Source organism: Bacteroides bouchesdurhonensis, assembly GCF_900155865.1.
GTDB lineage: Bacteria > Bacteroidota > Bacteroidia > Bacteroidales > Bacteroidaceae > Bacteroides > Bacteroides bouchesdurhonensis.
Map to the genome: position 1 here is coordinate 1 of NZ_LT707014.1, position 3,730 is coordinate 3,730.

Annotated in this window: 4 protein-coding genes and 3 pseudogenes; 1 reads left to right on the forward strand and 6 read right to left on the reverse strand. The window is 37.3% G+C overall.

Going from position 1 to position 3,730, the window contains the following annotated elements; genetic code table 11:
- Positions 1–680, reverse strand: a pseudogene (locus tag CZ225_RS22695) (RHS repeat-associated core domain-containing protein); the annotation flags it as partial.
- A 173-nt stretch (positions 681–853) separates the two neighbouring features.
- Between CZ225_RS22695 and CZ225_RS24980 the strand changes: the two are divergent.
- Positions 854–989, forward strand: a pseudogene (locus CZ225_RS24980) (IS982 family transposase); the annotation flags it as partial.
- A gap of 23 nt (positions 990–1,012) precedes the next feature.
- On the opposite strand, the gene CZ225_RS22700 reads toward CZ225_RS24980, so the two are convergent.
- The 5 genes and pseudogenes from CZ225_RS22700 to CZ225_RS23080 all read right to left on the reverse strand — a co-directional run.
- On the reverse strand, positions 1,013–1,429 hold the full coding sequence (locus CZ225_RS22700) for a hypothetical protein (protein ID WP_129585939.1): 417 nt from the start codon (positions 1,427–1,429) through the stop codon (positions 1,013–1,015).
- A 1-nt stretch (position 1,430) separates the two neighbouring features.
- On the reverse strand, positions 1,431–1,781 hold the full coding sequence (locus tag CZ225_RS23535; RefSeq protein WP_129585940.1) for a hypothetical protein: 351 nt from the start codon (positions 1,779–1,781) through the stop codon (positions 1,431–1,433).
- 20 nt (positions 1,782–1,801) lie between these two features.
- Positions 1,802–2,179, reverse strand: a pseudogene (locus tag CZ225_RS22710) (RHS repeat-associated core domain-containing protein); the annotation flags it as partial.
- A gap of 198 nt (positions 2,180–2,377) precedes the next feature.
- Complete coding sequence (locus CZ225_RS22715) at positions 2,378–2,839, reverse strand: hypothetical protein (RefSeq protein WP_077155970.1); 462 nt, start codon at positions 2,837–2,839, stop codon at positions 2,378–2,380.
- Between the two features lies 1 nt (position 2,840).
- On the reverse strand, positions 2,841–3,730 hold an 890-nt coding region (locus tag CZ225_RS23080; RefSeq protein WP_317045364.1), incomplete at its 5' end, for an RHS repeat-associated core domain-containing protein.

A 3,730-nucleotide genomic window follows, 5' to 3' on the forward strand; every position in this document is an offset into this window, starting at 1 on the left:
CCGTAACGCTTCAACCCCAGAATATTCCCCATCTTGTCATACCCCGTAACCTGCTCATTGAACCGGTCCGTATTAGCGGCAAGCGTAGTGCCTTCCCCGTAGAGGGCATCCTTCAACCTGGAAAGCCTGTCATACGTGAAACGATATCCTCTTGGGCTAGTTTCCGATCTCGCCTTCCACGACATGCTGCTGATGTTTCCATTATAGCAGGGAGTATTCCCCGTTATCGCCTCCTGATAATTGAGCGTCTGACTGAACAACGTTCCCGTAATGCTCTTCGTCCACGAACGGACGTTATACGCATACTCTGTCTTTAGTTTAGCGTTTCCGTTCCTGCTGTCCGACTTCAAACGTCCCACCTCATCGTAAGTGTTATCCACGATCGTCACCGCCGCGGCATTGTCCAACTGACAGGTTGTTTTCAGCAAACATTCCCCCTGGTCATACGTATAGGTATAGACTTTCGTCCGTGTATCCGCCCCGACCGTATGCACCTTCCTGACTTGCGTGGGATTCCCCGGGAAGTCGTAGGCGGTAAATATCTTATCCTCCCCTCCCAAAGAATTGTTGCCCCGCTGCTGGATCAAACGTCCCCGCCCGTCATAATACATCACAGAGTACAGGTATCCCGATACAGCTCCGCTGCTGTTCAGTTTCGCCGTCAGCGTTCCTGTGAGCAACCCCTTTGACTCCTACTGTCCTGAGCTCATCATATCCCGCTACTTTCTCGTAAGCAGTGGCAGTACCCGAAGGGATGCCATTGGAACCGATAAAGTCATAGCGATTGAGCTTTTTTACTTTGGCTACAAAAGTAACATCACATTTTTAGAATGAAGGGGGGATTCGAATAATGATTGAGCACTCCAGAACCATTCTTTCAACAATTTCATAGCGAACGTATTGTCGGTTATTGCAGCATGTTACTTCTTTTAAAAAAGCCCGCCATTGATGTAAACTTTATCAATGACGGGCAATTAGATTTTTTCTGAGCTTATATCGAACTCACGTTAGATTACATTAAACCAACAGGACTGGAACTAAATTCCACATAAAACCAATCCTTATCATTCTTATAATTTTCATCATTATCTTTTTGAATTTGAATGTATACCCATCGAACAGGAAAAACTAAGAAATACTCAATAAATTCTTCCCCATCAACAATTATTTTTAATTGATGAATTCCACATGAAGTATGAACATCTTGAAATTCATATAGCTTTTGCAAAGACTTATCTTTAAAAACAATATTGCCATTTATGTATACTTCGATATCAGTTGGTACAGATGAATATTGAGTTGATATGATAAGAGGTACATTCATACCTTCATATTTATAATACCAATAACCTCCTCTGCATATCATTGCTATGCTACATATGCAAGCTACAATTATGAACTTACGGATTTTATTCTTTACATTTTTCATATTACCATGGTTTAACCATAAATATTGCATTACCTACATTAGGACGTTTTGCTCCATGTGGAGCTAAAAAACTATTTGCGCCAAGATTTAGTTGCTTATTTTTCCAACTACTGTGTATTCCTCCCATCAAAACAGTCCCCTGTTCTACCAGAAACTCCCCTACGGGACGGGCTATTGCATCAACTCTCCTGCTGGTCAGTCCATTGAACAATGCTGATTTTGAGTCTTCCGATAAAGGACTTTGATTGCCTAAGAACTGCTTCTGTAATTTTCCGCTACCGGCAATTAAGTCGAACGCATTGACTGCTTGGTTCGCAATGATACCACCATTCTGATAAGCGTTAAGATACAAGCCATCTCCCAGTGATATAGAAACGGATAATACGCGTTCGTCTCCTCCACATTACCATCCTTGTCCGCCACAACCCTTACACCCTGATGATCCTTCAAATAGCAATGGTACTTCCTATCCGAGAAACTCACATAGCCGGCTTCATTCAGCAGCATCTTCAATACACCATTCTCATAGACCGCATTGCTACAGTAATCCGTTGTCAAAGTAGCAGCCCCCGTCTTATGCACCGTACAAAGTTTCGTTCCGTCAGCAGCATACTCATACCGGATACTGTTACCATTCGCAATGGTTACCTCATCAGGCAAATTTAAACAATTATATCCGATATTACTAATATTCTTGTTTAAATCTTTAATCAAATTTCCATTCTTATCATAAGTATACTTCACCGTTTGATTGGATATGTTTGTACTGAGTGAATCCAGAAAAATACAGTAAAAAAGCATGTGTTTTTTACTGTATTTAACCAATTGATAGCTAATTACTTTTCAACTAAACTGTAAAAGAACCATCTATATCAAGGTAAGATACTCTGCTAAAACCATGAATTAACAATTGTTTTAACAAAGAGGATAATCAACCTATTATCTTGTTTACTCTATATAAAATGGCTTAAATCTATTTTCTATCATAAAAGTTGGAAACTTCTTTTCATTATTAACATCATTATAAAATATGATTATATCATCTTTTTTTACGCTTCTTATAGAATCCTGATTAGCATATCTGTTTAAACAATTAGCATCATCAGGAAGAAACTCTATAAATATATATTGGTATGGTAATAAAAATAGTTTTTTAGTCTGGATTATTTCATCCTTTTTAGAATAAACACTAATTTCATGAAATCCATATCTCAGATTCTCTTGAATATGAACAAAAGGAAAGGTGATCAAAGAATCACAAAATATAATTCTTCCATCAATTTCTACTTGAACATCAGTATTGCTCAAAAAGTAATCTCGAGTACAATAAATATCTGTTTTTACTTTAATTATAAGAAAGAAAGTAAAAAATGATATCAAAGACACTATACTTCCAATTGTTTTTTTCATATTATTTCCAATTTAGTAACTTATATACAGGGTATGTTTGTTTAGAGATTGGATCATGTACAAAGGGATATGGCTTACCTAAAAAAGCATTTGGACCTCGATTAATTGAGTGACTTCTTATTATTAATAAGGCTCTTTCATAAGATGTTACTTTTGTTCCTGCATTGCCTTGTTGCATTAAGTCATTATTACCTTTTACATCCTCATGAGTCAAACCTGCAGCATGCCCAAATTCATGAACTGCTGTTTTTGTTGTATTCCAACTAAAATGGTCAGAAAACCAATTATCATTAGCATAATCACTTGATGCTATAGTCATTACTTTTCCTCCAGGCATATTTGTAGCTCCACGAGCTCCTTTCCCATTAGCATCTTCCAATACGAATAAATGATCTGATTGAGATACTTCTTTCATTGAATTAACAGCTTTTATTTGAATATCTGTTTTTAGAATAAACTTCTGGTTATTATCTTGAAACTCTCCATTAAAAGCATCAGAAATTCCAAAAGCGATATCAGAAGCTGCCCTTTTTACATTTATATTGTCACTTGAATTATTTATGACCTTAGCAGTTAGATGCATTGTTACAACATTATCTTTTAGAGTATACCAAATACTATCTCCATTCACTTCAATGTTATTCACCGGATTATTAGCCCCATATTGATAAGGAGATAAAGAAAGGTACTTTTCTGAATATCGATCTACCTTCATAAATCTTCCTATCGCAGCATCATACTGTCTCGCCCCATAATCATACCAATTCAGCCCATTCTTCTGATCCAACTCCTTACCATTATACTTGTAAGGCTGAACACTAGCTGTAGAAGTGAAAGTCCCACCAAACGGATAGTAATTGTTAGTTTCCTCCACATTGCCATCCTTATCCG